The following is a 21,452-nucleotide window of genomic DNA, read 5'->3' on the forward strand; positions in this document are numbered from 1 at the left end:
AAGCAGCCTGACAGATAGGTATTGCCTAGTACGACGGCCCCTTATCCGTCGAAACGAGCTGCTCCTGCTCGTCGGCGTATTCCTCCAGCGGGGTGCAGCTACAAATGAGGTTGCGGTCGCCGTAGGCCGAGTCGATGCGGCTGACGGTGGGCCAGAACTTGGCGTTGCGCACGTAGGGCAGCGGGTACACGGCCTGCTCGCGCGAGTAGGGGCGCGTCCAGTCGTGCACGAGCACCGTGGCCGCAGTGTGGGGCGCGTGCTTCAGCACGTTTTCCTTGACATCGGCGCGGCCTTCCTCTACCTCCGTAATCTCCTTGCGGATGGCAATCATGGCGTCGCAGAAGCGGTCCAGTTCCTCCTTGCTTTCGCTCTCCGTGGGCTCAATCATGAGCGTGCCGGCTACCGGGAAGCTCACGGTGGGCGCGTGGAACCCGTAGTCCATCAGGCGCTTGGCGATGTCTTCGACCTCGATGCCGGCTTTCTTGAAGTGGCGGCAGTCGAGAATCATCTCGTGGGCGCAGCGGCCCTGGCTGCCGGTGTAGAGCACGGGATAGTGCGCCTCCAGGCGAGCCTTGATGTAGTTGGCGTTCAAGATAGCCAGCTCGGTAGCACGGGTAATGCCATCGCCGCCCATCATCGAAATGTAGGCGTAGCTGATGGGCAGGATGCTAGCCGAGCCATACGGCGCGGCCGACACGGCGCCGCTGCTACGGCCTTCTACCGGCACCACCACGTGGCCGGGCAGGTACGGAATGAGGTCGGCCACTACGCCGATGGGGCCCACGCCGGGGCCGCCGCCGCCGTGCGGGATGCAGAACGTTTTGTGCAGGTTGAGGTGGCACACGTCGGCGCCGATGCTGGCGGGCGAGGTGAGGCCGACCTGAGCATTCATGTTGGCGCCGTCCATGTACACCCGGCCGCCGGCCTGGTGAATGAGCTCGCAGATTTCGATAATCGTTTCCTCGTACACGCCGTGCGTGCTGGGGTAGGTCACCATGAGGCACGAGAGGCGGTCGGCGTGCTGCGCGATTTTGGCGCGCAGGTCGTCCATATCCACGTTGCCGTCTTCGGTGCTTTTTACCACCACTACCTGCATGCCGGCCATCACGGCCGAGGCGGGATTGGTGCCGTGGGCCGAAGCCGGGATGAGCGCCACCGTGCGGTGGTGGTCGCCGCGGCTCAAGTGATAGCCGCGGATGGCTAGCAGGCCGGCGTATTCGCCCTGGGCGCCCGAGTTGGGCTGGAGGCTCACTGCCGCAAAGCCCGTCACCTCGCACAGCCAGGCTTGCAGGTCGCGGATAATCTGCTGGTAGCCCACCGTCTGGTCGGCCGGCGCGAAGGGGTGCAGCTGGCCGATTTCGGGCCAGGTCACGGGTATCATCTCGGCGGTAGCATTCAGCTTCATGGTGCACGACCCTAGCGGAATCATGCTGTGCGCGAGGCTCAGGTCCTTGTTTTCGAGCTGCTTCATGTAGCGCAGCAGCTCGTGTTCGGCGTGGTGCGTGTTGAAGACCGGGTGCGTGAGGTACTCGCTGGTGCGCTGCAGGTTTTCGGGCCAGGTTAGGGTCAGCTCGGCCTCGGCGGTGGGGGCGGCCGGGGTGGCTACCTCCTTGCCCAACACCTTGGCGAAGAGGTCCACGATGTCGCGCACGTCGTCGATTTCCACGTTCTGGTGCAGGCTGATGCACACCAGCGTATCCTCGTAGTAGCGGAAGTTGATGCCGGCTGCCTCGGCCTCGGTCTTCAACGCCTGCTGCAGCTCGTGGCTTTCGAGGCGCAAACTCAGCGTGTCGAAATAGTGGCTGTTCAGCTGCTCGACCCCTAGCGCTTTCAGCTCGGCTTCCAGAATCTGGGCAAATAGGTGCGTGTTCACGGCAAACTGCCGGATGCCCTTCGGCCCGTGGTACACGGCAAACATGCCGGCCAGCACGCTCAAGAGCACCTGCGCGGTGCAGATATTAGAGGTCGCTTTTTCGCGGCGAATGTGCTGCTCGCGGGTTTGCAGCGCCATGCGGTAGGCCTTGTTGCCGGCCGCGTCCACGCTCTGCCCAATAATGCGGCCGGGAATGACGCGCTTAAACTGGTCTTTGCACGAGAAGAAGCCCGCGTGCGGCCCGCCAAAGCCCATCGGCACGCCAAAGCGCTGCGACGAGCCCACCACCACATCGGCACCCAGCTCGCCGGGCGAAGTCAGCAGCGTGAGGGCCAGCAGGTCGGCGGCCATTACTACGAACAGGTTATTAGCCTGCGCTTTGGCAATAAACTCGGTATAGTCGAACACGGTGCCATTGGCGCCGGGATACTGCACGATTACGCCGAAGAAGGCCTCGTCGCTCAGGTCGGCCGTGCGGTGGTCGCCGATAACCAGCTCGATGCCGAGCGGCGTGGCGCGGGTGCGCAGCACGTCAATCGTTTGGGGCAAAACTTGCTCCGAGACGAAGAACTTGGTGGCGTTTTTCTTCTTGGTTTGCGAGTGCAGCATGTGCAGCGCCTCGGCGGCGGCGGTGGCCTCGTCGAGCAGGCTGGCATTGGCGATGGGCAGGCCGGTGAGGTCAATCACCATCGTCTGGTAGTTGATGAGCGCTTCGAGGCGGCCCTGGGCAATCTCGGCCTGGTAGGGCGTGTAGGCGGTGTACCAGCCGGGGTTTTCGAGAATGTTGCGCTGGATAACGGGCGGCAGCGTGGTGTCGTGATACCCGAGCCCGATGTAGCTCTTATACACCTTGTTCTGGCTGGCAATCTGCTTGAAGCGCTTCAAAAACTGGCGCTCGGTGAGGGCCGGTGGCAGGCTGAGGGCGTGGGGCAGGCGAATGGCGGCGGGCACCGTTTCGGCAATCAATTGGGCCAGGTCGGCGGCCCCAACGGCTTGCAGCATGGCCTGCTGGCTAGCCTGGTCGGGGGCGTTGTGGCGGGTTTCAAACACGTCGGCGGGCTTGAATCTAAACGACATACACGTGGGCTGGGGGAGGGGAGAAGAAGGCAACTTTTTCCGTAACAAAGGTACGCCCGGTTTGGTCCGGCTAGGGGTGTACTTTTGGACTCTAATGTCCGCTCTTAGCCAAAAAAGAACGTGATGCTGAATATAGTGAAGCATAACGTTCTCCTATGGACTTTATCGCCTATGCCTTTTCCCACCCTCATTGGCCTGCTGCGCGAAGGCCGCACCCCACCCGACCGCCGCGTGGCCCTCACCCCCAAAAAATGCGTCGAGCTGCAAGACACCTACCCCGGCCTGCGCGTGCGGGTGCAGCCCAGCGTCACCCGCGCTTTTAGTGACCAGGAATACCGCGACCTCGGCCTGGAGGTGAGCGAGGATATGGCAGCCTGCGAGGTGCTGCTAGGGGTGAAGGAAGTGCCGGTGGAGTGGCTGCTGCCCGGCAAGACGTATTTCTTCTTCTCACACACCGTGAAGCAGCAGCCACGCAACCGGGTGCTGCTGCAAACCATTCTGCGCGAAAAGATTACGCTCATCGACTATGAGCTATTGACCAATGCGGCCGGCGAGCGCGTGGTGGCCTTTGGGCACTGGGCGGGCATAGTAGGCGCCTACAACGGCCTGCTGACCTACGGCCGCAAGCACGGGTTATTTACCCTCAAGCCGGCCTGGCAGTGCGTGGATATGGAAGATATGCAGGAAGAGTTTTTTAAGGTCAAGCGCCTGCCGCCCATCAAGATAGCCGTGACGGGCTCGGGCCGGGTGGCGCAGGGCGCAGTGGAGGTGCTGGGCCGCATGGGCATCCGGCGGGTGAGCGTGTACGACTACCTCTACCTCGATTTTAACGAGCCGGTGTACACCCAGTTGCGCAGCTCGGACTACAACCGCCGCCGCGATGGCCGGGTGTGGGACACGGCTAATTTTCACCAGGAGCCTACGGCTTACGAGTCCACGTTCGGCAACTTTCTGCCCGTCACGGACCTGCTCATTGCCTGCGCCTATTGGGACCCGGCTGCTCCGCGCCTATTTGAGGAAGCTGATACGCGCCGGCTTGATTTTAAACTGAATACGATTGCTGATGTGACCTGTGACGTGAATGGCTCCATCCCGCTCACCAAGCGCAGCACTACTATTGAGCAGCCTGCCTTCGACTACAACCCGGCTAGCGGCGAGCTGGAAGCACCCTATTCGAGCCCCGCAAACATCACCGTAATGGCCGTGGATAATCTGCCCTGCGAGCTGCCGCGCAACGCCAGCCGCGATTTTGGCCGCCAGCTGCTCGACCAGATGTTTCCGCACCTGCTCGGCGGCGATGCGGCCGGTGTACTGGCCCGGGCCACCATTGCCAGCGGCGGGCGGCTGTTGCCGCGCTACGCCTACTTGGCTGCTTATGTGGCCTGAGCTAAGGGGGTTACTTGTGCCGGGTAATATCGGCGTGGCTGCTGGCCGAGCTATCGGCCGTGAGTTGCGGAGCTGGTGCGGGGCTGCCCCCGCCTCCGGCTAGCACCGATACCTGCCCATCGGGGCCAATTTTGCGCACCGAGCTGGTGCCCGTATCAGTTACGTACACAATGCCAACCGGGGCAGTTGCCAGGCCCGCCGGAAAATTGAAGCCCCCGGCTAGCAGCGTAACCTCCCCGGTGGGGCTCACGCGGCGAATATTGTTATCGTAAGTGTTGGCTACCAGTAGCGCGCCGGTACCATCGAGGGCAAGGCCGCGCGGATGGTTAAACGTAGCGGCCAGGGCCGTAACGCGCCCATCGGCCTCAATCTGGCGCACCACATTGTTGCCGGTATCAGACACATACACAATACCTTGGGCACTCACGGTGATGCCAGCCGGCTTATTCAGGCCCTTGGCTAGGGTAGTGCGAGCACCGCGAGCACTCACTTTTTGCACGGTGCCGCTGCCCGGCTCGCTGCCCGAGTCGGCCACGTATACATTGCCCTCGGTATCGACGGCCACCGCCGCCGGAAATACGAGCTCCTTGCTGTGCGTCAGGGTGCTTACTTCGCCGGCCGGGCTCACCTGCACAATGCTGTGGCTGCCGGCATCGGCTACGTAAATCGTGCCAGCAGCGCTTATTGCCACGCCCGTAGGGTAGGCTAGCGTGCCCGCGTTAAGGGGGGTTACCTCACCGCCAGGGCTCACTTTGTCTACGGCAGCGTTGTCGGTATCGACCACGTATACCGTGCCGGAAGCATCGACAGCCACGCCATCGGGAAACCCAAACGAAGCCGGCGGAGTAGCCGCTGGCTGGGCCGCAGTCAGCAAAACCGCCGCTAGCAGGCTACGCAATCGTATAGGTGTGGGCATAACGTGGGAAAAGCGCCGGCGAGGGACTTCAAAGTTAGTACATGCTCTCGATAATCTGCTATTATTTATCGCTTTAGTCCCAGTACGTAAAACATTCATGCCCAGTTCACCTTTGCTGCTATGAAGTTGACGACCCGCGCCACCGCCGCCGAGCTCATGGACGACCTCACCCTGGCTACTGACGAGCTGCGGCAAAATCTCGATGAGCTCGAAACGATAAATACCTGGCTAGGGGGCTACCGCCCGGTGCTGGCCGCGCTGGCCCGGCTACGGCCGCGCTTCCCCCAGGGCCGCCCCCTGCGCCTGGCCGACCTGGGCAGCGGTGGCGGCGACACCCTGCGGCACGTGGCCCGCTGGGCGCGGCGGCACGGCGTGCCCGCCGAGCTGGTAGGCATCGATGCCAACGAATTTATGCTGGCCTACGCCGCCGCCAAAAGCCAGGCCTATCCCGAAATCACGTATCGGCAGGCCGATATTTTTTCGCCCGAGTTTGCTGCCCAGCAATACGAGGTGCTCACGGCAAGCCTGTTCTGCCACCATTTCACCGATGCCGAGCTGGTGGCCCTACTGCGCAGCTGGCACCAGCAGGCCAGGCTAGCCGTAATTATCAACGACCTGCACCGCCACCCGCTAGCTTACTACAGCATTAAATATTTGACCAGGCTGCTTGGTGGCTCGCGCCTGGTGCAGCACGATGCGCCGCTCTCGGTAGCGCGCGCCTTCTCGCGGCAAGACTGGGTGCGGCTACTGGCCGAGGCGGGCATTACGCAGTACGCGCTGCGCTGGTGCTGGGCCTTTCGGTGGCAGGTAGTCATCTATACTTAAGTTGAGAAGCTTATCGAAGGACTAAGCTTGTGTTTTATTGCGGCTACACAGCCGCGTAAGTAGTTGAATAATTCTTGAAAAAGCCACTTCACATAAGCTTTCGTCGAGGACGAATCTTAGAAGAACAATAAATTTGTAGTAATGCTACTAGCTCTCTTCTTAGACGAAAATGCAATCCTTAAATTGACCGGCTTTGTCATTTTAGGGCCTTTTGTGATAGTGGGACTCGTCATCATCTATGCGTTAACTAAAAAAGGCACTTCACGCAGCTCGCGTGTTTGCGGGGTGGTGGCCGCGCTACTTTTTGCAGGCCTGGGTAGTATGGTTCCGATAGATGGATTATTTGTGCTGCTTGCTTTCGTGGTCATGTATGCCCTGTATATGGCTTTAAGCAATGATGAAACAGCAGCTTAAATGCGCTGAGCAATCGTTGTGCGATAGAATTCAAGAATGGAAAACTCGTGTCTTTCGACTTGGATGAAATAGGCAACTATCGCTTTGACCCTTGGAAATTTAAACGTTATATAGAAAGTATAGGTGTCGATTGCGATTGGCTAGATGACTACCATATCAAGTTGTTAGCAAAGAACGTTTTCTATCAGCAATAGTGGAGATTTTTACATTCTATGAACGACCGTGGCTGTTGCAGAACCCTCGGGTAGGCCTCACGAATGGGTTGGTTGAGCCTACAATCGCCGGAAAGGACCGCTTTAAAAGCCTTTTTATTTGCTTGACGCCAACTTAGGAGGCTTTTAAGGTCGTTGTTCCGACTTCTGCAACAGCCACGACCGTTTGCAATATGTAAAAATTACTCTCCCGCCACTATCTCCAGCAGCATGGCTTCCATCGTCAGGCCTGGGCCGAAGGCGCAGCTTAGCACCGGTGCGCCGTGGTCGGCGGGGCTAGCGGCGGCCAATAATTCGCGCAGCACGAAGAGCACCGTGGCCGACGACATATTGCCGTAGTCGCGCAGCACCTGGTAGGCGTAGCGGTTGTCGTCCTTGGTCAGCCCCAGGGCCTGCTCGATGGCTTCCAAAATTTTGCGGCCGCCGGGGTGCAGGGCGAAGTGGCGGATGTCTTCGCGGCGCACCGGCAAATCCTTTAATAAGTCGGCCGTGAGCTGCCCGATGCCCCTTTGAATGAGCGCCGGCACGTAGCCCGAGAGCGTCATCTCGAAGCCAAAGTCGCCGATGTGCCAGGCCATGTCCTGCACACCCTCGGGCGCCAGGCCGCAGTGAAAGGCGCGCAGCGCCAGGCTGGGCGCGGGGCTGGCCAACGGCTGCCCCAGCACCAAGCAGGCCGCCGCGCCATCGGCAAACAGCGCGTTGCTCACCAAGTGGTCTTCCTCGTGGCTTTTCTGAAAGTGCAGGGTGCAGAGCTCCACGCTCACTACCAGCACGCGGGCGGCGGGGTCGGCGCGCACCATGCCATCGGCGAGGCGCAGGGCATTTACGGCCGCGTAGCAACCCATGAAGTTGACGCAGGTGCGCCGTACTGAGGAGGGCAGGCCCAGCGCCGTTACCAATTCAATATCGAGCCCCGGCGCGTACATGCCCGTGCAGCTCACCGTGATGAGGTGCGTGAGGCTGGCCGCCGCGATGCTCGGCGCCTGGCGCAGCGAGTCCTGCACGGCGGCCAGGGCTAGCGGCAGCGCCTCGCGGCGGTAGGCGGCCATGCGCTGGCTCACGCTCGGGAAAGGCTCCAGGCCCGGCGTGTTCGGAAAAAAATCGTAGTCGCCATTCTCCCGGCCGTAGTCGACCAGCACCGAGTGGCGGTGCTCGATGCCCGACACCCGGTAGAGGGCCCGCAGCTTGCGCGTGCCGCCCGCGTCTAGCTCCAGCGCCCCGGCCATAAAATCGGCAATCACTGGCTGGGTAAGGCGGTGGGCAGGAGTAGCGGTGCCGATGGCACCCAGGTAGCTGGGCATCAGGAAGTAATTAGAAGCGCAAGTTTACGCAGTTAGGAATAGCGCGCTGGCGGACGCTTCACAAAAAATGCGCCAGCTAGCTGCCAAGGCTAGCCATCTACGAAATGGGGAGCGGTTTGGGGGTTTGCGCGGCTTTACGGCTAGCTTGGCGGCGGGTTTTTTCAGGAAAACGCCGTGCCGTGCGTGCGGCGCATAAGGGCGCGCACGGCGGCCGGCCAATAGCGCAGGCTGCCCACCACCAGCTCGCTCAGCACCGGCCCGCCAAACAGCCCCTGCACCGCGCGCCCCACCCGCAGCCGCGCCCCAAACTGCCGCTGCCAGGCCTGGGTATAGGCGGCTTCTAGCGCCGGGCGCGGCAGCTCGCCGCGCAAGAAGCGGCTCGCCAGCGGGGCGGCCAGCGCGGCGCCGTGCAGCGCCATTGCCATGCCATTGCCGCAGAGCGGCGTGATGAGGCCGGCCGCGTCGCCCACCATCAGCAGGTGCTGCTCGACGGGCAGCTTGGGGGCGAAGGATATTTCATTGATGACCTCGGGCTGCGGGTAGAGCCTTTCGGCATGGGTGAGGATAGCGGCCAGGCGCGGGTTTTGGGCCAGCACCTCGCCCTCCAGGGCCGCAATGGTACCACCGCCCGCCTTGAGGTTGGCGCGGGTGGTGAGGTAGCAAAAGCACAGCTTGTCGGCTTCGATGGCCGAGATACCCGCGTAGCCATCCCGAAAATTGTGCAGCTCAATAACATCGCGCGCAAAGCCCGGCAGCCGCAGGTGGTATTTGACCCCGAGGTAGGGCGAACGCTGCCCGAAAAACGGCCGCCCCAGCTGCCGGTCGAGGGCGCTGCGCTTGCCGTAGGTGCCGAGCACGAGGCGCGCGGCCAGCTGCCGGCCATCGGCCAGGTGCACCGTGTGCACGTCGGTGGCGGCGTCGAAGGTCACGTCGGCCACGGTGGCAAAAATAAATTCGACGCCCTGGGATACTGCCTTTTGGTACAGAAAATCGTCGAGCTGGTAGCGGCTCACCCCAAAGCCGCCCAGGTCGAGGGGGCTAGCCAGCAGGCGGCCGGCCGGCGATGATAGCCGAAACTGCCCGATGGCCGCCGGCGCCAGCGCCGCCGGGTCGGCCCCCAGCCGGCGCAGGTAGGGCAGCACCTCATTGCTCACGTACTCGCCGCACACCCGGTGAAAGGGGTAGCGCCGTCGCTCTACCACTACCACGCGGTGGCCGCGCCCGGCCAGGTCGAGCGCGGCCGCCAAGCCCGCCAGGCCCCCGCCCACTATCAGCATGCTAGTAAAAGTTATATTGGGTAAAATCACGGATTGGCCGGGTAAAAATCCAGCTTTAGATAAGTAAACGTATAGGTAGGCGGCGAACCGGTGTACTTTTGCGAAACCAAAAAACCGGTTCGTCGTTAACTTTCATCCCACCCGGCTACTGTGTTCTGGTTGACTATATTATGAAACAACCCTTACTTTTTGGATTACTCTGGTTGGCTAGCCTCGGCCTTTACGTGAGCAGCTCGGGGCCAGCCCACGCCACTACCATTCGGGGGGCGCACCAAACGGTGGTGCGGCCGGCACTCGATGACAAAACCCTGGTAGTATATCCCAATCCCAGCACTGGTATTGTGCACCTCACCATTAGCGGCCTTGAGGGCCGCAAGGTAGAAGTGAGCATCATCAACGTTATCGGCACGGTTATGTACCACGAAACGCTCACCGAGCTCAACGAGCGCTACACCAAAACGCTGGACCTTAGCCGGTTTGCCAACGGCCTGTACTACGTAAAGCTGGAAGCCGATAATTCGAGCCAGCTCTGCAAGCTCGTTATTCGTTGATACTAAAGGAATTGCGGCCAGACTGGTGGAATAGATTTTCTTAAAGGCTATTGGTATTGAACAGAAAAAGCAGCCCATCGGCTGCTTTTTCTGTTCAATAGCCAGGCTAAGCTAGCGGGCCGGTACCGGGCTGACCATGTTGCGCACGCGGCGGGCAGTATCAAGAGCCATGAGCGCAGTCGCCGCTAGCAGAGCAAAAAACAGGAACCACATAGTTGTAAGAGGAAAGGCAATGTGAATAAAAAACCAACCAGGCAGCTAGCCCAGGGGCACGGGTAGTTTAACCCGTGTGGCCCGCTTAGGGTTACACTAAAATTCGGGCATTTTAGGCCTGCCAGCTAGAGGAGGCGTAAGTGCCCGCTCTGGATGAGGCGGTAAAGGGTGGAGCGGCCCACGCGCAGGCGATTGGCGGCGGCTACTACGTCGCCGTTCAGCGCCGTGAGGCTAGTTTGCATAATGGCCAGCGTTTGCTCGCGTAGCGACGGGAAAACCAGCGTAGTACTGCTAGGGGCGGCCACGGCCTCCGTGGCGCGTGGGCCTGGCGCCGTGCGAAACGGAATGTCGCTAGCTTCAATCTGTGGGCCATCGGCCAGCACAGCAGCCAGCTCTACTACCGCCTTCAGCTCGCGCACGTTGCCCGGAAAGGCGTGGCTCAGCAGCCGCCTGCGCGCCTCTTCGCTAAACGCCCGCACGGGCAGCTTGTTGAGCTGGCTAAACGTGTGCACAAAGGCTTCGGCCAGCAGCAGAATATCGTGGCCCCGCTGGCGCAGCGGCGGCAGCTCGATGGGTAGCCCCAGCAAGCGGTAGTACAGGTCTTCGCGAAAGCGGCCGGCCTCGACCTCGGCGGCAAGGTCGCGATGAGTAGCTACCACCAGCCGCACATCGAAAGGCACGGGCTGCGCACCACCCACGCGCGTCACGGCGCGCTCTTGCAGCACCCGCAGCAGCTTGGCTTGCAGCATCAGCTCCAGGTCGGCAATCTCATCCAGAAACAGGGTGCCGCCGTTGGCTTCCTCAAAGCGGCCGATACGCCGCGCCGTAGCACCCGTAAAAGCCCCCTTCTCGTGCCCAAATAGCTCGCTCTCCAACAGCTCGCGCGGAATGGCGGCCATATTGAGCGCCACAAACGGCTGCCCTGCCCGCCCCGACTGCGCGTGAATGGCTTGCGCTACCAATTCCTTGCCCGTGCCCGTTTCGCCACTCACCGATACGGTAATGGTGGTGCGGGCGGCCTTCGCAATCAGCTCGCGCACTTGCTGCATTCTGGCGTGCTGGCCGAGCAGCATATCGGTCGGTGCCTCGGGTTTGGTGGGAGCCACACTTACGGGCTGCTGGGCCGCTGCCAGTGCCTGCCATAGCCGCTCGGGGCTTTGCAGGTCCTTTACCAAGTACTGGCTGATGCCCTGGGCAAGTAAGTCAGTTTCCGTTTCAGTATCGGGTTCGCTGGTCAGCACAAAGAAATGAGCAGCTGGCAGGCGCTCGCGCAACTTGCGCACCAAGCGTCGGGGCAGGCCCTCCGGGCCATCGCTATCCAGGATAAGGGCATCGGGCAGGGCCGTCGCCGACGAGCGCTGGGCCAGGGCCAGCGCTATCGTGGTAAAGCGCCGTACCAGGTAGTCGGGGTTAAGGCTAAGGCGATGGCAAAGCCTGGTAATATAGGCGCTATCAGGCCCAATAAGCCAGACATGATAGTAGACAGAATTTTTCATAACACAAGAGAGTGGGCGCGTTAAGAAAAATTAATGTTTAGGTAAAAGTGGACTTTCATTAGTAAAATTATAAAATGAGTGTAAGATGATTTTTTAATGATTGTTGAATAATACTAAGAAAATCTTTCTAAATGCGCGAGGTTACAGTTTCAAAAAAGACAAAATTCCTTTTTTTAAGAAGATAAAGTTTCTTTTTGGGAGAGGTCCTGTAAATATAGTTTATAAAATTTACCTGTTAAACAAGGGGTTAAAAGATTGGCTGCTTATTTGGTGGAAAAAGAACATGCTAAATCTTTATTCACCAGAGCAATGCGAATTCCTGAAATAGTTAAATTTTTTCGCTCGGCGTCGGTTGCGGTTAACCGCTTTTCCGCAACTACTCTGATGCTAGGCTTGCTGCTGATAGCGGTAAGGGCACAGGCTGCTGCTTACTATTCTACCGGGGCCCCCATTAGTGCGTCGCCAACTACTTGTGCGCTGGGGCTATGTGGCCCCGGCGTAACGACTAGCGTGGTAACCCCGGCGGGGAGCGTGACCATAACGGCGGTGGCCTACCTGCCCGTGGCGGGTACTGTTAAGCTGCGCTACCAGCTCAACGGCACGGCGCTGGCGGGCTATCGGGGCGGGGTGTTGCTTTCACCTAACAGCTCACTGCTCAGCTTGAATGCCCTGGGCACCATTACGATTCGCACTTACCTCAGCACGGGCAACACACCTAATGCACCCCAGGATGCGATGGTAGTGGGAGCTAGCGCCGCCCAGGCGCAACTACTCGCTGGCAAAGGTGCGCCCGTGCAGATGGAGCTACTCTCGACGGCGCCTTTCGACCAAGTAGAGGTTGAGTTCGGCTCGGCGCTGAGCCTGGGCACGGCCATTAATGTGCATTATGCCTACGGCATTGGTGCCAACACCGCTGCCCAGGTAACGGGCCTCACTTCCAATTCGAAGGGTGCGGCCATCGGCCAGTATGGCGTGGCAGGCTGCACCGATAAAGTAACCAATCCTTCGTACACGGTAGATAGTGACCCCACCAACTATGCCACCTTCAGCAGCCTGGCTTCGGTAAATTGCCCGGCCCAGCTTACGGTAGGGCTGAATGGCACGGCCCCCGGTACGTACAAGGCCGGCTTCGTCATCGGTAAAGACAATACGCTGCTCGATGCGAGTGTGCTGGGCCACTTGGTGCTGAAAACCTACAAAAACGGGGTGCTCCAGGAAACTGCGTCGGGCTCCTCGCTGCTGGGCCTTAGCGTGCTGCCGGATAGTAAGTCGCTGGTGAGCTTCCAGGCTACCATGCCCTTCGATGCCGTGTCGATTGAGCGTAGTGATGCGGTAGCCGCGCTCGATAATCTGCAGCTGTACTACGGGGTTGGAGTGGCTTCGACCTCGCCCCCGCAAATTATTTCCAGCTTTGCTGACCCCTCTACCCATTACCAAGCGTATTCAAATGGAACGGCCTGCGTAAACTGCTCGGTATCGTCGCCGGCTAATGCCGCCAGTGACCCCAATTCGGCCGCTACCATTAATGTGCCCCTGGGCGTAAATAACTACTCGACTCTGCGCCTCGACCTGAATGGTGCCGGCAGCGCTGGCAACCGCGCCGGCATGATGATTGGCAATAACTCGCTGCTCGATGCCACTGCCCTGAGCCGCGTCACGCTCATTACTTACGACGATAACGGCAATGTACTGGAAACGGCTAGCGGCTCGTCGCTCCTCACCCTGAACGTGCTGCCCAATGGCCGCCAGACGGTGAGCTTCAATACCACCAAGAATTTTTCGAAGGTGGGTATTCAGATTGGCGGGCTAGCCAGCGCGGTGAGCAACACCAGCGTGTACTATGCGTTCTCCGACAGCTCTAACGGCTCATTGGCGATTGTCACGCCGACCGGGCCGCTCCCTGTATCGCTCATCAGCTTTGCCGCGCGCCGCGCGGCTACCTCAGGCGCGGCTATCCTCAGCTGGACTACCGCCAGCGAAGCAAACAGTGCCAGCTTTGTGGTAGAGCGCACCGCCAATCCGGCCACCGGCTTTGTCGCCATCGGGCAGGTGGCTGCCGCCGGCAGTAGCGCCACAGTGCGCAACTACTCGCTGACTGACAACGAGGCAGCATCCCAGACCGGTATACTTTACTACCGCCTGCGGCAACTCGATGCCGATGGCCAGGCGCACCTGTCAGCCGTGGTAGTGCTGGCTGCAAACTCGGCCAAAGCAGGTTTCGCACTCTATCCTAACCCTGCGCCGGCTACCGCGCAGCGCGTGACCCTAGCCACAAGCACCGACCTCAGCGCCGGCTATACGGTGGAGCTTTATTCCCTCATGGGGCAGCTGCTGCATAGCCGTGTAGTAGGCAGCGAAGGCGCCACCGCGCCGCCCACTGTGGCCACGGCCGGGCTGGCCGCCGGCATCTACCACGTAGTGCTGCGCAATGCTGCCGGCCAACAACTAGCGTCGCAGCGCCTGCAAATAGCCGACTGATAACTTATTTATTCACCTCGTTTTTTCGCGAAAAGTACCTCTCAAAATGCCCCTCCACGCTAGGCGCGGAGGGGTATTTCATTTTGTATTTTTGCAAGAATCAATTAGCTAGCTCGACCCAGGCCGGACAGTGGTCCGAGTGTACGGCATCGGGCCAGAGGCCGGCTCCGCGCAGGCGCGGCAACAGCGTTTGGTCGAGTAAGAGATGGTCGAGGCGCCAGCCCACGTTGCGGGCCCGCGAGCCAGCCCGGTAGCTCCACCACGAATAATGGCCCGGCGCCTCGGGGTGTAGGTACCGGAACGAGTCGGTAAAGCCGTCGGCTAGCATCTCCCTAAACCACTGCCGCTCCTCGGGGGTGTAGCCGGGGCTAGCTTGGTTGGCTTTGGGGTTGTGCAGGTCGATGGCCGTCTGACAGCAATTAAAATCGCCGCCGATAACAAGCGGGCGAACTGCCGCATCTTGCTTTAAACGAGCTACATAGGCCCGAAACCAATGCAGCCACGCCACTTTAAAGGCCTGCCGCGCTGGCCCACTCGTGCCCGAAGGCATGTAGGTGTTCAGCACCGATACGCTTTCAAAATCGAGCCGCAGTACACGGCCTTCGCCATCATAAAGGCTTTCGCCGCAGCCGGTTACGACGGCCAGCGGCTCGATGCGGCTGAAGGTAGCCACGCCGCTGTAGCCGGGCTTTTGGGCCGGGTGCAGGTAGGCGCGGTAGCCCAGCGCGGCCAGCCCACTTACGTCGAGCGGAGCCGTGCCGGCCTTTATTTCCTGCACGCACAGCACGTCGGGCTGCGTGGTAGCCACCCAGTCGAGCAGCCCCTTGCCCAAGGCCGAGCGCAGGCCGTTGAGGTTATACGAAACAATTTTCAAAGCTAACTACTTGGTTTACTGCTCGTCATCAAGCGCATCGAAATACTCAAGGATGTGCCATTTTAGCATTCGTTCCTGCTCTTTGAGATTGGCAAAAGGCACCGGATTCAGCAGCTGGTAGTGCGGCCAGCCTTCGGCATCCACGTGCTCCAGGGCATAATGCCCGCTGATACTGAAGAGCTTACAGGTCGCAATGTGCATCAGGTCCTGTTTTTGCTCCTTGGTAAATTCGGCTACGCCCTGGCCCAGTTCCTGCACGCCAATGAGTAGCAGCAGCGCATTGAGGTCGGGGCGCCGCCCAAAGCGCTCCTCCATGCCAGCTAACAGCTCGTCCCAGCGCTGGTTAAACTCAGCCTCGCTTTCGATATTAAGTGATTGATTATTAGTGCTCATGGGGTGGGCGGGTAGCCGATTGGTGGCCGGCGGGGCTGGCTAGGGCCGCTTCGGCGCGTAGTACCTCCCAGTATTCCACGGCGCGGCGGAAGTGCGGAATCACGATGCTGCCACCGATGAGGTTGGCAATCGAAAAGACCTCAAATACCTCGTCGTCGGTGAGGCCTTCCTCGTGGCACTTGCCGAGGTGGTACTTCACGCAATCATCGCAGCGCAGCACCAGCGAGCAGGCCAGGCCCAGCATCTCCTTGGTTTTGACATCGATAGCCCCGGCGGCGTAGGTATTGGTGTCGAGGTTGAAAAACCGCTTAATTACCTTATTATCATAAGATAGCACGCGCTCGTTCATGCGCTGGCGGTAGTCGTTGAAGTCGGTAGTAAGCGACACGGATTAAAAATATAGAATTGATAAAATGAAGCAGCAATTGCCTCGGCTGCTTTCGGGCAGTACCTTAGCCGGGCTAGCCCGCTGCGAGTTGCAAAGGACGGGCCTGGGCCCGTTTTGAGCCGCAACTGATTACCTAACCACCGTGCTACCCGAAATGATACTGCGCCCGTTGCTGGCCGACCTGGCAGCCCTGTTTTTTCCACGCCTGTGTCTGGCGTGTCGCGAACCGCTGGTGGCCGGCGAAGTGCACCTGTGCACCGGCTGCCGCGCCGAGCTGCCTTATACTGATTACCACCTGCTGCCACCCGCACAAAACCCGCTAGCTCGGCGCTTTTGGGGTAAGCTGTCAGTGCAGCACACGCTTAGCTACCTGCGCTTTTTGCGCCACGGCCGGGTGCAACACTTGCTGCATCAGCTTAAATATCAAGGCAAAAGCCAAGTAGGTAGTGCGCTAGGCCAGCTTTACGGTGCCGAGCTAGTTGATGCGGGTCTTAGCCACGAGTTTGACCTTATCGTGCCGGTGCCCCTGCACCGCCGCAAACTGGCGCGCCGGGGCTACAACCAGGCCGAAGCCTTCGCCACGGGGCTGGCTGCCACGCTGCCCTGCCCGAGCGCTGCCCACGCCCTGCGCCGCACCGAGCACACGGCTTCGCAAACGCGTAAGGGCCGCGCCGAGCGTTGGCAAAACGTGGCTACTGTGTTCGAAGTAGCTGAGCCGCAGGCGGTGCTGGGTCGCCATATCCTTTTAGTCGATGACGTGCTCACGACTGGTGCCACCCTCGAAGCCTGCGGCGCAGCCCTGCTGGCGGCCGGTGCCCGCGCTGTTAGCATCGCCACCATCGCCTGCGCCGAGTAGTAGCTGAATCACGGATTCGGCGGATATTTCAAATCAACCGGATTTTGTAGGCGATTAACGTTCAAGAATTTGCAGGTAGGCAACTAAAAAAGGCCACCTTGTTGGGCGGCCTTTTTTACATCTGTAAAATTTGGTTAATTTGAAAAATCCGCCGAATCCGTGGTTCAGATTACTTGTTCGTGCCGGCGTTAATCATCGCACAGCGAAAGCCGATGGTCGAGGTAGCCGAATCTTCAGCCATGAACCGGCGGGTGCCAGGCGAGAGATAATAGGCTACATCGCGCCACGAGCCACCTTTGTACACGCGCACGTGGTCGTTGACTAGGCTCTGGTAGCCCTTGGTGTCATAGTTCTTGGCGTCGTCGCCCACGCCGTTGCGGCGGAAGGGGTTGAGGTCTTCTACATCCTGGAACGACAGCGGGCGGTACACGTCCTGCACCCATTCATTTACGTTGCCGGCCATGTTATATAGGCCGTAATCGTTTGGTGGATAAGCATATACGTACTCCGTAATCATGGCGCCGTCATTTAGGCTGCCAGCGATGCCGGCGTAGTCGCCACGGCCACGCTTGAAGTTAGCCAGGAACTGGCCCTGATTTTTGCCATAGGGATTGCGGGTCGAGCGGCCATCCCAGGGGTAGATGCGCTTCTCTTCCTGGTTCTCGTTGCCTACTTCCTGCGTGCCTACGAGGGCCTGAGCGGCGTATTCCCACTCAGCCTCGGTGGGGAGGCGGTAGTTGGGCAGCGAGTTGCCGTTCTCGATAGAGGCACCCCCCTTGCCATCGGCTAGGGCACCGGCACTAGCGGCAGTTGCGCCGCCTTCGGCCGATGTGCCGGTGTCACCCTTCTTGTTTTTCTTCTTGAACAAGCCGCCGCCTTTGGTCTTGCCCCCGCCGCCTTTGGCCAGGTTTTCATTCACCTTAGCAGTGCGCCACGCGCAGTAGCTATCGGCCTGCAGCCAGTTTACGCCCACTACCGGGAAGTAGCGGAAGCCGGGATAGCGCAGGTAGTAGGTCACGTAGGGGTCGTTGAACGACAGGTCGCGGGCCCACACGGTGGTGTCGGGCAAGGCCGCCTTATACTTTTCCTCCGACGAGTCTTTACGGATAAAGTGTAGGTATTCAAGCCAGTGGATGTTGGCTACTTCGGCTTCGTCCATGAAGAACGAGGCGATGGTCACCGTGCGCTCCAGGTTGTCGTGGTTGTTGGTTACGTCCTCTTCCTGCGAGCCCAGCACCGTGCGGCCACCCTCGATGTAGACGAGGCCCGGCCCGGTCGGGATTTTCTTAAAATCCGTCACTTTCATGCCCTCATCGGTATTATACTCGATGCCGGTGGTGGAGGAGGCCTTGCCCGGGTTGGTGGCCGTAGGGGCCCCCTTGTGGCCGCAGCTTGCCAGGGCCAGCGAACCGGCGGCCAGTAAGCCCAAATAGTTGGTAATTCTCATAACAAAGGAATGTGTCGAGGGCGCTAATAGATTATGACAAGCAATTTGGTTGCAATATTACAAAGAATCAGAAGTCCGGGCAAGGGGCTTTTGGATAATTCCGTCTTTTCAGTCGGCGAAAGGCGCTTTCCAGCTTGTCAAACGCACGCAGGGTTAAAGTTATTTCATGCGCCCCACCCAAGGCGCTCGCTAATGGGCTCACGCCCACGTCGTAGGCATAGCCCACGCGCAAATCGCCGAAGGCAACTCCCGCCACCAGCGCCACCACATGCTGGGTGCCGAGGTCGGGGCTAGCCAGGTTGCGGTAAATAGCGCCCACCGTCACGGGGTCGGCCAGGAAGTAGGCACCTGCTTCCGAGCGCTGCGAGCCACCCTGCCGGGAGTAGCTGAGAGTGGGGGTGAGGCTGATTTCGCGCTGCTCGCCCTTGCCCGCACCCACGGGTTTTTGCAGAAAGAGCTTGTAGCCGCCAGTCACCGAAATGCGCAGCGGCAGGCCTGCCTGCTGCCTAAAGCCAAGGTCGGGCCGATTGAGATGCTGACCCGAGAGACTTACCCAAAACTCTTCGGCATACAGCACGCCGCCCACGCCCACCGTGAAGTAGTTGATGGGCGGAAAGCCGGCTAGGCTCTCGGCCGTGGCGCCGGTGTAGCTGCCGTCGGCGCTGTACTGGTCGCCAAAAGTGAAGTTGTCGTAGCCCACGCGCTGGCGGCCGTAGCCCACCTGCGCGCCGCCGCTGAGGGCTAGCGTGCGCGTAAGGCGGGTGTGGTAGGCATACTGCGCTGCGGCACTAAAACGCGTGTAGCCCACGCCGCCGGCACGGTCCTGGCTCACGAGCAGGCCCAGCGCGTGGTGCAGGCCGGGCTTGGGCAGGCGCCAGTCGGCCGCGAGCTGTACCGTCTCGAAAGCACCGGCTAGCTGCGGAAACTGGTTGCGGTAGCCAAGCGTGGCGCTGTAGTCGTCCACGATGCCCGCCCAGGCAGGGTTATCGGCCTGCCGATTGGCGTAAGCCTGGGAAAAATAAACATCCTGCGCTTGCGCGGCGCTGCCAGTTAGCAGGGCTAGCCCGAGGGGGAGAAAGAAGCTGCGCGCGGCATGGGGCATAAATAAGTAGGCCTTCGTCTGTCATTGCGAGCGCAGCGAAGCAATCGCCCCAGAACGTGTCGTTCGCGCCGTTTCGTTCTAACGCTAGTTATTCCGGGGCGATTGCTTCGCTGCGCTCGCAATGGCAAATTTTATTTGTGTCAAGGACTACTTTTTCGTAATCGTAAACTCGACCCGGCGGTTGAAGCGGCGGGTTTCTTCCTGGTCGTTGCTGGCAATGGGCTGGGTGCCGCCGTACCCTTTGGTCGTGAGGCGTTTGGCATCAATGCCTTTGCTCACCAGGTATTTCTTCACGGCTTCTACCCGGTCTTCGCTCAGCTTCAGGTTCAGGGCCGGGTCGCCCTGGTTGTCGGTGTGGCCGCCAATGAGAATTTCGACGGTCGGGTAATCGCGTAGAATTTTCACCAGGCGCAGTAGCTCGGGAAACGAGCTGGGCTGCAAGTAGTACTTGCTTTGGGGGAAGAAGATGTTGTTGAGTTTTACCTTCTGACCCACCTTAAAGGGCACCATGAACAGGTCCTGGTTTTTCTCGGTGTACTTGTCGGCGGCAGTGGCGTCGAGGCTGGCGTTTTCGGCAATGTAGTCCACGGCCTCGGCACGGTAGCCATACTGCACGCCGGCGGGCAGCACGATGGTGTAGGAGCCATCGACCGGCGACGATTCAGCCACGCCGATTTCCTCGCCCGTCACCAGGTTTTCGTAGTGAATAATGGCCCGGATGGGCTTCTTGGTCACGGCATCGAGCACCTTGCCCTGCACCAGCGTCACCACTTCGGGCTTGAACGCGGGGGCTAGCGCGATGCGAAAAATATCTTTCGAGCCATCGGTGCCGTTGCGGGTCGACACGAGGTAGGCGTTGTCACCGGCCGCCGACACGGTGTAGTAGGCGTCAAAATCGGGCGAGTTCACCACCGGGCCGAGGTTGCGCGGCACGCTCCACTTGGTCCAGGTGCTGTCGAGGCGCTTCGAGTAAAAAATATCGCTCCTGCCGTAGCCGCCGTGCCCGTCCGAGGCAAAGTACAGCGTCCGGTCGTCCGAGGCCAGGAACGGGGCAAAGTCGGCGCCTGGCGTGTTGATGTTAGGCCCTAGGCTAATGGGCTTGGTCCACTGCGTCACGCGTTTGGGGTCAGGCTGCTCACCCACCGGAATGGGTTTCGGAAAGCTCACAAAAATGTCTTGTCCGCCCTGGCCGTCGGGGCGCTCCACGGCCATGAGCAGCGCCTTGCCCGAAGTGGCCAAGAAGCCGTCAATGTGCTCGGGGTCTTTGTTGATAAAGTTGTCAATCGGCACTTTCTGCGGCACACTCCAGCCGCCGGGCGTGTGCCGGCTCAGGCTAAAGCCCTTGGGCTGCATGAGGCCGTCTTCATACACGCCGATGAGCAGAGCCACCTGTCCGTTGGCCGACACCGAGGCTAGCCCATTGGGGTCTTCGGGGCCGTTGGGGGGCGTGCCCAGGTTTTTGGCCGTGCTCCAGCTCTGGGTTTTGCCACTCACCAGCTTCGAGTACCAGATGTCCTGCGGGTCGCGGGCGCCCCCCACGTTGCCGGGGTGAAACTGCCGGGCAAAAAACATCGTGCGCCCGTCGGGCGAAATTACGGGATGGGTATCGACGTAGCGACTGTTTACGCTGGGCCCCAGGTTTTTAAGCGTCGAGTCCATCTGCACAGTTTCGACATCGGTCTTCGTCGGAGCCTTAAAATCCTGCTTCACCATCTGCACTACCACGTTGGCGATGCCAATGGCGTCAAGCTGATTCACGCCCTCCACCTTGGCCGTGTTCATGGTTACGCGCACGCCGATGGTGCGGTATTTCTCGGGCTTAAACTTAACTTGAAGCGTGCGGTAAGACTCGGGCAGCGGGCCGGGGTTTTTGTTGGTATACACCTCGTGGTGCTCGCCCTTGATGTCAACCAGCTCAATCTTGGTGACTGAGCCGGGGTTGAAGTTCTCAATTACCGTTACTTGCTGGGCAATGAGCGACTTAGCGAAGCGCACCTCGATAAACTCATTGGAGCCGTCCTTGGCCGGAATCCAGGCCTCATTGCTGATTTGGCCTAGCGGCTGGGCGTTGGGCTCGCCCAGCACTTTTTCGGGCGCGAAAGGCTCCTTGCCTTTGGCTTTTTGGGAGGATACGGCCTCCACCTTCGCGGCCCACAGCACGGTTTGGGCCTGGGCAGTCGGGGCAGCCAGCCAGCCAATGGCCACGGCCGGCAGAAAAAAGAGCACCGATTTCAAGGTCATAGCGTAAGATAATGTTAAGCGTAAAAACGCACTAGGAAATACTAAAAAAAATACTAGTTTGAAGCTAGCCAAACACTTGTGGCTACGAACCTAACACTAAATCGGCAAAGCGTATTGTGTGGCGCATCTTTG

At 60.0% G+C, this 21,452-nt stretch carries 17 protein-coding genes; 6 read left to right on the forward strand and 11 right to left on the reverse strand.

What is annotated here, in order from left to right; genetic code table 11:
- Positions 1 to 25: 25 nt before the first annotated feature.
- The gene (gene gcvP, locus GKZ68_RS17475; protein WP_173117037.1) at positions 26 to 2,950 is read right to left on the reverse strand and encodes an aminomethyl-transferring glycine dehydrogenase; all 2,925 of its coding nucleotides are present in this window, start codon (positions 2,948 to 2,950) and stop codon (positions 26 to 28) included.
- A 171-nt stretch (positions 2,951 to 3,121) separates the two neighbouring features.
- Here gcvP and GKZ68_RS17480 point away from each other — a divergent pair, with 171 nt between their 5' ends.
- Positions 3,122 to 4,336, forward strand: coding sequence for an NAD(P)-dependent oxidoreductase (locus tag GKZ68_RS17480; RefSeq protein WP_173117039.1), 1,215 nt, complete (start codon positions 3,122 to 3,124; stop codon positions 4,334 to 4,336).
- Between the two features lie 10 nt (positions 4,337 to 4,346).
- On the opposite strand, the gene GKZ68_RS17485 is transcribed toward GKZ68_RS17480, so the two are convergent.
- Positions 4,347 to 5,252, reverse strand: a complete 906-nt coding sequence (locus GKZ68_RS17485; RefSeq protein ID WP_173117041.1) for an SMP-30/gluconolactonase/LRE family protein — start codon at positions 5,250 to 5,252, stop codon at positions 4,347 to 4,349.
- A gap of 120 nt (positions 5,253 to 5,372) precedes the next feature.
- On the opposite strand from GKZ68_RS17485, the gene GKZ68_RS17490 reads away from it, so the two are divergent.
- Both GKZ68_RS17490 and GKZ68_RS17495 read left to right on the forward strand, forming a co-directional pair.
- Complete coding sequence (locus tag GKZ68_RS17490; protein WP_254244054.1) at positions 5,373 to 6,077, forward strand: methyltransferase domain-containing protein; 705 nt, start codon at positions 5,373 to 5,375, stop codon at positions 6,075 to 6,077.
- Between the two features lie 141 nt (positions 6,078 to 6,218).
- Positions 6,219 to 6,491, forward strand: a complete 273-nt coding sequence (locus GKZ68_RS17495; protein WP_173117043.1) for a hypothetical protein — start codon at positions 6,219 to 6,221, stop codon at positions 6,489 to 6,491.
- 394 nt (positions 6,492 to 6,885) lie between these two features.
- On the opposite strand, the gene GKZ68_RS17500 is transcribed toward GKZ68_RS17495, so the two are convergent.
- Together GKZ68_RS17500 and GKZ68_RS17505 are read right to left on the reverse strand one after the other, a co-directional pair.
- The gene (locus tag GKZ68_RS17500; protein WP_173117045.1) at positions 6,886 to 8,004 is read right to left on the reverse strand and encodes a type III polyketide synthase; all 1,119 of its coding nucleotides are present in this window, start codon (positions 8,002 to 8,004) and stop codon (positions 6,886 to 6,888) included.
- Between the two features lie 161 nt (positions 8,005 to 8,165).
- Positions 8,166 to 9,281 (reverse strand): NAD(P)/FAD-dependent oxidoreductase, encoded by a 1,116-nt coding sequence (locus tag GKZ68_RS17505; protein ID WP_173117047.1) that lies wholly within the window; start codon positions 9,279 to 9,281, stop codon positions 8,166 to 8,168.
- Positions 9,282 to 9,451: 170 nt separating this feature from the next.
- On the opposite strand from GKZ68_RS17505, the gene GKZ68_RS17510 reads away from it, so the two are divergent.
- Positions 9,452 to 9,832, forward strand: coding sequence for a T9SS type A sorting domain-containing protein (locus GKZ68_RS17510; protein ID WP_173117049.1), 381 nt, complete (start codon positions 9,452 to 9,454; stop codon positions 9,830 to 9,832).
- 338 nt (positions 9,833 to 10,170) lie between these two features.
- On the opposite strand, the gene GKZ68_RS17515 is transcribed toward GKZ68_RS17510, so the two are convergent.
- On the reverse strand, positions 10,171 to 11,541 hold the full coding sequence (locus GKZ68_RS17515; protein WP_173117051.1) for a sigma-54 dependent transcriptional regulator: 1,371 nt from the start codon (positions 11,539 to 11,541) through the stop codon (positions 10,171 to 10,173).
- 531 nt (positions 11,542 to 12,072) lie between these two features.
- Here GKZ68_RS17515 and GKZ68_RS17520 point away from each other — a divergent pair.
- Positions 12,073 to 14,019: a T9SS type A sorting domain-containing protein gene (locus tag GKZ68_RS17520; RefSeq protein ID WP_173117053.1), complete on the forward strand. Its 1,947-nt coding sequence runs from the start codon at positions 12,073 to 12,075 to the stop codon at positions 14,017 to 14,019.
- Between the two features lie 100 nt (positions 14,020 to 14,119).
- Here GKZ68_RS17520 and GKZ68_RS17525 read toward each other — a convergent pair whose 3' ends face one another.
- Genes GKZ68_RS17525 through GKZ68_RS17535 form a run of 3 tightly spaced genes read right to left on the reverse strand, consistent with a single transcriptional unit; the run spans position 14,120 to position 15,674 of the window.
- Positions 14,120 to 14,893, reverse strand: coding sequence for an exodeoxyribonuclease III (locus tag GKZ68_RS17525; protein WP_173117055.1), 774 nt, complete (start codon positions 14,891 to 14,893; stop codon positions 14,120 to 14,122).
- Positions 14,894 to 14,908: 15 nt separating this feature from the next.
- Positions 14,909 to 15,286: a hypothetical protein gene (locus GKZ68_RS17530; RefSeq protein ID WP_173117057.1), complete on the reverse strand. Its 378-nt coding sequence runs from the start codon at positions 15,284 to 15,286 to the stop codon at positions 14,909 to 14,911.
- Positions 15,276 to 15,674: a carboxymuconolactone decarboxylase family protein gene (locus GKZ68_RS17535; RefSeq protein WP_173117059.1), complete on the reverse strand. Its 399-nt coding sequence runs from the start codon at positions 15,672 to 15,674 to the stop codon at positions 15,276 to 15,278. Before GKZ68_RS17535 ends, GKZ68_RS17530 begins: the two co-directional genes overlap by 11 nt.
- 142 nt (positions 15,675 to 15,816) lie before the next feature.
- Between GKZ68_RS17535 and GKZ68_RS17540 the strand changes: the two genes are divergently transcribed.
- Positions 15,817 to 16,530 carry a ComF family protein gene (locus GKZ68_RS17540; protein ID WP_254244055.1) on the forward strand — a complete coding sequence of 238 codons (714 nt, stop codon included), beginning with the start codon at positions 15,817 to 15,819 and terminating at the stop codon, positions 16,528 to 16,530.
- Positions 16,531 to 16,699: 169 nt separating this feature from the next.
- Here GKZ68_RS17540 and GKZ68_RS17545 read toward each other — a convergent pair whose 3' ends face one another.
- From GKZ68_RS17545 to GKZ68_RS17555, 3 genes are all read right to left on the reverse strand, one after another.
- A complete protein-coding gene (locus GKZ68_RS17545) occupies positions 16,700 to 17,977 on the reverse strand; it encodes an SUMF1/EgtB/PvdO family nonheme iron enzyme (RefSeq protein ID WP_173117061.1) in 1,278 nt (425 codons plus the stop codon).
- Positions 17,978 to 18,044: 67 nt separating this feature from the next.
- The gene (locus tag GKZ68_RS17550) at positions 18,045 to 19,079 is read right to left on the reverse strand and encodes a PorP/SprF family type IX secretion system membrane protein (RefSeq protein WP_173117063.1); all 1,035 of its coding nucleotides are present in this window, start codon (positions 19,077 to 19,079) and stop codon (positions 18,045 to 18,047) included.
- A gap of 147 nt (positions 19,080 to 19,226) precedes the next feature.
- A complete protein-coding gene (locus GKZ68_RS17555; protein ID WP_173117065.1) occupies positions 19,227 to 21,320 on the reverse strand; it encodes an OmpA family protein in 2,094 nt (697 codons plus the stop codon).
- Between the last annotated feature and the right edge of the window lie 132 nt (positions 21,321 to 21,452).

It is taken from the genome of Hymenobacter sp. BRD128 (genome assembly GCF_013256625.1).
Classification (GTDB): domain Bacteria; phylum Bacteroidota; class Bacteroidia; order Cytophagales; family Hymenobacteraceae; genus Hymenobacter.

Excerpts from the sequence above, each read along its gene's own strand:
- gcvP (WP_173117037.1), bottom strand. The coding sequence starts at position 2,950 with ATGTCGTTTAGATTCAAGCCCGCCGACGTGTTTGAAACCCGCCACAAC.
- GKZ68_RS17480 (WP_173117039.1), top strand. The coding sequence starts at position 3,122 with ATGCCTTTTCCCACCCTCATTGGCCTGCTGCGCGAAGGCCGCACCCCA.
- GKZ68_RS17485 (WP_173117041.1), bottom strand. The coding sequence starts at position 5,252 with ATGCCCACACCTATACGATTGCGTAGCCTGCTAGCGGCGGTTTTGCTG.
- GKZ68_RS17490 (WP_254244054.1), top strand. The coding sequence starts at position 5,373 with ATGAAGTTGACGACCCGCGCCACCGCCGCCGAGCTCATGGACGACCTC.
- GKZ68_RS17495 (WP_173117043.1), top strand. The coding sequence starts at position 6,219 with ATGCTACTAGCTCTCTTCTTAGACGAAAATGCAATCCTTAAATTGACC.
- GKZ68_RS17500 (WP_173117045.1), bottom strand. The coding sequence starts at position 8,004 with ATGCCCAGCTACCTGGGTGCCATCGGCACCGCTACTCCTGCCCACCGC.
- GKZ68_RS17505 (WP_173117047.1), bottom strand. The coding sequence starts at position 9,281 with ATGCTGATAGTGGGCGGGGGCCTGGCGGGCTTGGCGGCCGCGCTCGAC.
- GKZ68_RS17510 (WP_173117049.1), top strand. The coding sequence starts at position 9,452 with ATGAAACAACCCTTACTTTTTGGATTACTCTGGTTGGCTAGCCTCGGC.
- GKZ68_RS17515 (WP_173117051.1), bottom strand. The coding sequence starts at position 11,541 with ATGAAAAATTCTGTCTACTATCATGTCTGGCTTATTGGGCCTGATAGC.
- GKZ68_RS17530 (WP_173117057.1), bottom strand. The coding sequence starts at position 15,286 with ATGAGCACTAATAATCAATCACTTAATATCGAAAGCGAGGCTGAGTTT.
- GKZ68_RS17545 (WP_173117061.1), bottom strand. The coding sequence starts at position 17,977 with ATGAGAATTACCAACTATTTGGGCTTACTGGCCGCCGGTTCGCTGGCC.
- GKZ68_RS17550 (WP_173117063.1), bottom strand. The coding sequence starts at position 19,079 with ATGCCCCATGCCGCGCGCAGCTTCTTTCTCCCCCTCGGGCTAGCCCTG.
- GKZ68_RS17555 (WP_173117065.1), bottom strand. The coding sequence starts at position 21,320 with ATGACCTTGAAATCGGTGCTCTTTTTTCTGCCGGCCGTGGCCATTGGC.